This window comes from uncultured Methanobrevibacter sp. (genome assembly GCF_947169325.1).
Taxonomy (GTDB): Archaea; Methanobacteriota; Methanobacteria; order Methanobacteriales; family Methanobacteriaceae; genus Methanocatella.
Window position 1 is genome coordinate 25,676 of sequence record NZ_CAMVPN010000020.1, and the last position, 6,888, is coordinate 32,563.

Below are 6,888 nucleotides of genomic sequence, written 5' to 3' on the forward strand. Positions count from 1 at the left end.
ATATAGGAGTGTTTTAATGTTAAAAAATGAAAAGCTCTTGAAATTTTTAGGTAAAAAAATTGTCAGATTTATAATTTTGCTTATTTTTGTAATCATATTAAGCTTTCTTCTTATAGACATGTCTCCTATAAATCCTGTAAAAACATATATTGCTAACCTTGGAGTGGTTTCTCCTGAAAAAATAGCCATTTTGGAATCATACTGGGGAGTGAATGAACCGATAACAACCAAATTGATAAATTGGTTGGCGAACATACTTCATGGGGACTTTGGAACATCATTAATATTCAGAGCTCCCGTGCTAGATGTAATTAAAGAAAGGTTTACTGCATCTTTAGTATTGATGTTAACTTCCTGGTTATTTTCAGGCGTTTTAGGATTTATATTGGGCGTAGTGGCAGGATTCAAAAAAGATACTGTTGTTGATAAAGCTATTAAAGTATATTGTTACATTTTGCAATCTGCTCCAACTTTCTGGATTGCTTTGCTTTTCCTAATGGTATTCAGCGTATATCTCGGATGGTTCCCAACAGGATTGGGAGTTCCAGTAGGAACATTAAGCGAAAATGTATCCTTTTGGGATTGGTTGCATAGGTTAATTCTTCCTATGATTACCTTAAGTGTTGTTGGAATAGCTTCAATTACTTTATTCACTAGAGATAAACTAATTGAAGTAATGAATAGTGACTATTTCCTATTTGCAAAAGCAAGAGGAGAATCTGGATGGAATTTAATCATAAGACATGGGATAAGAAACATCCTGCTTCCTGCAATAACATTACAGTTCTTAGGATTTTCCGAATTGTTCGGTGGCGCAGTATTGGTTGAACAGATATTTACATATCCTGGAATTGGACAGGCCGCAGTATCTGCAGGATTGAAAAGTGACGTGCCTTTGCTTTTAGGCATTGTAATTTTCAGTGCAATATTCGTTTATTGCGGCAACCTTATAGCTGATGTGCTGTATAACTTCGTCGATCCAAGAATTAAAGAAGGTGAAGAAAATGAGTGAACAAAAAAAGTTTACAAGCATTTATGGTCCTATTGCAGATATGAATCTGAGAACAAAAACACTGCTGACAATCGCACTTACAGTATCAATCCTGGTGATTGTAATCATATCAAGCTTATTAATCAATGCCGGAGACATAACAACAAACTTTGATGCAATGAACTTGCCTCCTTCATTGGAACACCTGTTCGGTACTGACTGGCTGGGTCGTGACATGTTCACCCGTACATTGAAAGGACTGGGTCTAAGTGTACAGATTGGTGCTGGAGCATCAATTTTAAGCAGCATAATTGCAGTCGCATTGGCATTTATTGGAAGCATTAACAAGAAATTAGATACTTTCATTGCATGGCTCGTAGACTTGTTCCTATCCGTTCCCCACATCCTATTAATCATCCTGATATCCATTGCATTGGGAGGAGGAGCATTTGGTGTGACAATTGGTGTTGCAGTTACTCACTGGACTTCCCTTACAAGAGTTCTGAGAGCAGAGATAAAACAGATACAAACATCAGATTTCGTCAAGTTATCTGAAAGATTCGGAAAGTCTAAACTATGGATTGCAAAAAAACACATTTTGCCGTTAGTGATTACCCAAGTCATTGTAGGAACAATTTTAATATTCCCTCATGCAATCATGCACGAAGCCAGTGTAACATTCTTAGGTTTCGGATTGTCACCTCATGAACCTGCAATAGGTATCATTTTATCAGAATCAATGAAATATCTCGCAACAGGTAATTGGTGGCTGGCATTGTTCCCTGGATTGGCTTTATTGATATTGGTATTGCTATTTGATATTGCCGGAGAAAACATCAAAAAATTGCTTGACCCTACAAGCGCAAACGAATAAGGTGATAACATGGAGAAATTATTAGATGTTGAAAATGTTTCAATTTCATTTATTCAGTATACTCAAGGGTTAAATCAAAGGGATTTGAAAGTTATCACCGATTTGACACTTGATATATCTGAAGGTGAAATATTAGCCGTTTTGGGTTCAAGCGGATCTGGAAAAAGTTTGCTTGCACACGCAATATTCGGAATACTGCCTGAAAACGCAAGACAAAATGGAAAAATAAAATACAACGGAAAGGAATTAAGCCAAAAAGACAAAGAAGAAATCAGAGGAAAAGACATAGTGCTAGTACCTCAATCAGTAAACTTCCTGGATCCATTAATGAAAATCTCAGACCAGGCAATAGGCCACACAGAAAACGATGAAGAGAAAAAAGCCAAAAAAGCAAAGCAAAGGGAAATCTTCGAACACTACAACCTAGGCCCAGAAGTGGACGACATGTACCCATTCCAGCTTTCAGGAGGAATGGCCAGAAGAGTACTCGTATCAACAGCATTACTGTCAGACCCAAAACTGGTTGTTGCAGACGAACCGACACCAGGACTCGACCAGAAAACTGTTGAAGAGACACTTAACCACTTCAAGCACATGAAGGAAGATGGAATCGGAGTGCTTCTAATCACACACGACATCCACGCAGCACTCGAGGTGGCAGACAGAATCGGAATATTCTACTCAGGATACGTAATCGAAATCGCACTAAAAGAAGACTTCTCAGGAGAAGGGGAAAATCTATTACACCCATACACAAAAGCACTCTACAAGGCTCTGCCTGCAAACGGATTCGAACTGACCAAAGGACATCAGCCGCTTCACGGAGAAATACCAAAAGGATGCCCATACTACGACAGATGCGAAATGAAATTCGGCAGATGCAAAGACGAACGCCCAGAACTCATCGACCTAGGAAACAAAAAAGTCAGATGTTTTAAATACGAAGGAGGCATAGAAGATGGAACTTAAAGCAACAAACATTTCGTTTAAATACCCCTCTTCAAAAGAATACATTTTAAAAGATATTGACATACAGCTGGACAACACTAAAATTACCGGTTTAGTCGGAGACAGTGGAAGCGGAAAATCCACATTATGCAAAATATTATCCGGTTATGTAAACAACTTTGAAGGCAGTGTCACATTGGATGGCAAGGAACTGCCTAAAAAAGAATTTTGTCCAGTGCAATTAATTTTCCAGCACCCTGAAAAGGTTATGAATCCAAAATGGAAAATGAATGCTGTTTTAGAGGAATCATGGATGCCTGATGACAGTCTTTTGGATGAATTCGGTATTCAAAAAAGCTGGCTTACAAGATTCCCACAGGAACTATCAGGTGGGGAACTCCAAAGATTCTCCGTACTGAGGTCCCTCAATCCAAAAACACAATTCATCATAGCTGATGAGATGACTACCATGCTTGATGCAATCACACAAGTGCAAATCATAACATCAGTCATTGACATTGTCAAAAAAAGGAACATGGGAATGCTGATTGTAAGCCACGACATGCCTCTTGTCGATACAATCTGTGATGAAGTGATTTATTTAAAGGATATTAATGGCGCTTAGCCATTAATATTTATTAATTTTTTTATAGACCTGTCTGCCCAAATCATCGTAATATTGTTTGATACTATTTCTCCCAAGACTATGCCCATCCAGGCCCCCCATACACCATAACCTAAGATAACGCCCAATAAGACTGCAAAGAATATAGTAAATCCTGTTTCTCTCATGATAGTCTGGAACATTGCAGTTATTCCCCTGCCAATGCCCTGGAAAACGTAAGTTGATGAAACCCCAACAGCCATTGTAGGATAATAAATTACAATCCAAGCTAGAAAACTAGTCAACTCTCCTAGAATCCTCGCACTACTGCCACCGGATACGAATATTGATGCAATATCACCTGCAAAGAAATTGGTCAGGAATGCTACGGCAAATGCTATGACTATCGAAACCTTCATTGCATATCTGTGGGCTATCTGAATATTTTTATAATTCTTTGCACCGTAATTTGCAGCAATCACACTAATTAAAGCTGTTCCAATAGCTAGAAGAGGAGTTGTTCCAATCGTTACTATTCTCCAACCTGTTGAATAAACTGCAACCGAATCTGTAGATCCGACAAAAGTCAGAAGCGCGGAAAAGACTGCTGCAAAAAATGCATTGTTCAAAAGTTGAATGCTTGCTGGAATTCCAACCTTTATGATGTCTTTTGAAATATCCCTCTTGTAATTGAAATTGCTGAAAACAGGCTTTAGATAGGTATCCTTTTTAATATAAAACCAATACGCCAAAATCAAAATTACAAATATCGCAGAAATTATTGTAGCAATGGCTGCCCCTCTAACGCCCAAATTCAATGTATAAATGAAGATAGGATCTAAAATCATGTTCAAAATAGCTGATGCTGCCATGGCATACATAGGCCTTGTGGCATCACCTTCACCTCTGAAAATACCATACAATGCATTGGAAAGAATAATGAAGATTGACCCGGCAAGAATAATAATTCCGTAATCGGTTGCATAACCTATAGTCTGCCCTGCTCCCATGGCATTTAAAATCGGATTTAATAAAATCAGCAGAATTACCGTTACAATCAATGAAACGACAATATCTATTAAAATCGAATGAATTGAAGCATTGCCCGCTTTTGGCTTATTGTCTTCGCCAAGATATTTGGATAATGCAAAAGCCGCACCAGAACCTAAACCGTTTCCAAAACCAACCAAAATCATGAAAATTGGTGTGAAAAATCCAACTCCTGCAAGAGCATCAGCTCCAAGGCCTGAAACCCAAGCAGCATCAATCAAATTATAAAAACTAGTTATAAGCAAGGATACAATCAATGGAATGGACATTTTAATCAATGCTTTCTTTGGATTTTGGAGCATGAAGTCCACACTACTTGATGAATCATTGCCTGACATAAGTAGATATTAAAATTTATTAAAATATAAAATTAATTATTTGTTAATTTATCAGATGTTCAATTTCTTTTAAGAAAAATAAAAAAAAGAGATGAATTAGAATAGTGGATCTTTCACCATTCCGATTCTAAATGAATTTAAGATAACAAGTATGGTCAAACCCAAATCACCAAAACCGACAGACATCATCAATGTGATGATTCCCATGATTGCAAGTATTACACATAACAGTTTGACTGCAATGGCTATACTGATGTTCTGTTTGATAATTCCCATTGTTTTGCGGCTTAGGGCAAACAGATAAGGGAGTTTTGAGATATCATCCTGCATCAATGCAATGTCTGCTGTTTCAATAGCCACATCTGAACCTGCCGCACCCATGGCTATACCAATATTTGAACGTGCAAGAGCAGGTGCATCGTTGATACCATCACCGACCATGGCAACATCACCGAATTTGTTTCTGATAGTGTCTAAAATATTTAACTTGTCTTCAGGCATTAAATTGGAATAGACATAGTCGATTCCTATTTCGGAAGCCACACTTTTTGCAGCGAGCTTGTTGTCACCAGTGAGCATGATGGTCTGCACTCCTTGTCCTTTCAAATCAGCAATCACTTCAGAAGCGTTGTCCCTAATTTTATCGGAAACTGTGATGATTCCCAGAACCTTTTCGGCATTTCCAACAAATATCAAAGTTTTTCCTTCGCTGGAGTACTTATTGATTTCATCTCTTGAAATGTCAAAAGAGCTTCCTTCGATTATCGCTTCCTTGGCGGCGTAGAACTGTTCACCATTAATATTGGCTACAATTCCCTTACCCGGAACATTTCTGAACTCTTCAATGACATCAAAAATAATACCATTTTCATCTGCATAGTTTACGATAGCCTGAGCGATTGGGTGGGAAGACTGTGATTCCAAAGAGGCTGCTATCTTAACAATGCCCTCCTCAGTATAATTCTCATCCAACACATCAACATCACTTAACTTAAGCTTTCCTTCAGTTAAAGTACCTGTTTTATCAAAGATAACTGCTTTAACATTACGCATTTCCTCAACATAAGTACTTCCTTTAATGATAACACCGTTTCTGGTGGCGGAAGTAATTGCAGACACCATTCCTACAGGTGTTGAAATTAAAAATGCACATGGGCATGAAATAACTAAAAGTGAAAGTGCTTTATAGACCCAATCAACAAGGTTCTGGCCAAACAGCAACGGAGGAATGAATGCAACACAAATAGCTGCAAACATCATGATTGGAGTATAATACTTGGCAACCCTTTCAACCATAGTCTCTGTTTCGGAACGATTGAGTTGAGATCTTTTAACTAAAGTTACGATTTTAGAGATTACTGAATCCTTAGCGGCAGTGGTTACCATTATTTCCAGATATCCATCTTCATTAACAGTTCCGGAAAATACGTTGTCCCCCACTTCCTTCAAGACAGGCAGGCTTTCACCGGTAATGGATGCTTGATTAATTGAAGATGAACCTGAGATTACTTCTCCATCTAAAGGAACCTTATCTCCAGGTTTTACAATTACAATGTCTCCTATTTCAACTTCATCAACATTTTTAATCTCTTCTTTATCTCCCACTTTGACTCTTGCGGTATCCGGAGCGATTTCAACTAATGACTTGATTGAACGTTTAGCCCTGTGTTCAGCAAGATCCTCTAAAAATTCTGCAATGTAATAAAGGAAAGTAACGGCAGCGCCCTCTTCAGGATGTCCAATAATAAAGGATGCTACACAAGCAATACATACTAACATTGCAGGGCCGACAGTGTGTCTTTTAACTAATGATTTATATGCCAAAATAGCTATTTCATAACCTGCAATAATTGCGCCAGCCATATATGTGACTGTTACGATTGTAGGGCTAAATGATAACCATTCGAAAACATGACCCAAAACGAACAATATACCGCTCGCAAGAATGATTTGTATCGGCCTATTTGCTATCAAGGGTTTTCCTTCAGCAAATAATTCTCCATCCCCATGGGAATGGTCATGGCCATGGTCATGCCCGTGGTCGTGGTCATCGTCATCTGCACAATCAGGACAAGCACAAAGG

General features: G+C 38.3%; 6 protein-coding genes. 4 read left to right on the top strand and 2 right to left on the bottom strand.

Going from position 1 to position 6,888, the window contains the following annotated elements; all coding sequences use genetic code 11:
• Positions 1-16: 16 nt before the first annotated feature.
• From Q0W26_RS04765 to Q0W26_RS04780, 4 genes are read left to right on the top strand one after another with little or no spacing between them, the layout of a single operon-like run.
• Positions 17-1,012, top strand: a complete 996-nt coding sequence (locus Q0W26_RS04765; RefSeq protein WP_298522960.1) for an ABC transporter permease — start codon at positions 17-19, stop codon at positions 1,010-1,012.
• Positions 1,005-1,865 (top strand): ABC transporter permease, encoded by an 861-nt coding sequence (locus Q0W26_RS04770; protein ID WP_298522963.1) that lies wholly within the window; start codon positions 1,005-1,007, stop codon positions 1,863-1,865. Before Q0W26_RS04765 ends, Q0W26_RS04770 begins: the two co-directional genes overlap by 8 nt.
• Positions 1,866-1,874: 9 nt before the next feature.
• Positions 1,875-2,834: an ABC transporter ATP-binding protein gene (locus Q0W26_RS04775; RefSeq protein ID WP_298522965.1), complete on the top strand. Its 960-nt coding sequence runs from the start codon at positions 1,875-1,877 to the stop codon at positions 2,832-2,834.
• Positions 2,824-3,438, top strand: a complete 615-nt coding sequence (locus Q0W26_RS04780; protein ID WP_297828358.1) for an ABC transporter ATP-binding protein — start codon at positions 2,824-2,826, stop codon at positions 3,436-3,438. Before Q0W26_RS04775 ends, Q0W26_RS04780 begins: the two co-directional genes overlap by 11 nt.
• On the opposite strand, the gene Q0W26_RS04785 is transcribed toward Q0W26_RS04780, so the two are convergent.
• Together Q0W26_RS04785 and Q0W26_RS04790 are read right to left on the bottom strand one after the other, a co-directional pair.
• Entirely contained in the window at positions 3,435-4,805 is a 1,371-nt protein-coding gene (locus tag Q0W26_RS04785; RefSeq protein ID WP_298522969.1) for an MATE family efflux transporter, read from the bottom strand. The genes Q0W26_RS04780 and Q0W26_RS04785 overlap by 4 nt on opposite strands.
• Before the next feature lie 96 nt (positions 4,806-4,901).
• Positions 4,902-6,888, bottom strand: a 1,987-nt coding sequence (locus tag Q0W26_RS04790) for a cation-translocating P-type ATPase (RefSeq protein ID WP_298522973.1), incomplete at its 5' end; no start/stop codon positions are given.

Coding starts and splice junctions, on each gene's coding strand:
- Q0W26_RS04765 (WP_298522960.1), top strand. CDS start 17: ATGTTAAAAAATGAAAAGCTCTTGAAATTTTTAGGTAAAAAAATTGTC.
- Q0W26_RS04770 (WP_298522963.1), top strand. CDS start 1,005: ATGAGTGAACAAAAAAAGTTTACAAGCATTTATGGTCCTATTGCAGAT.
- Q0W26_RS04780 (WP_297828358.1), top strand. CDS start 2,824: ATGGAACTTAAAGCAACAAACATTTCGTTTAAATACCCCTCTTCAAAA.
- Q0W26_RS04785 (WP_298522969.1), bottom strand. CDS start 4,805: ATGTCAGGCAATGATTCATCAAGTAGTGTGGACTTCATGCTCCAAAAT.
- Q0W26_RS04775 (WP_298522965.1), top strand. CDS start 1,875: ATGGAGAAATTATTAGATGTTGAAAATGTTTCAATTTCATTTATTCAG.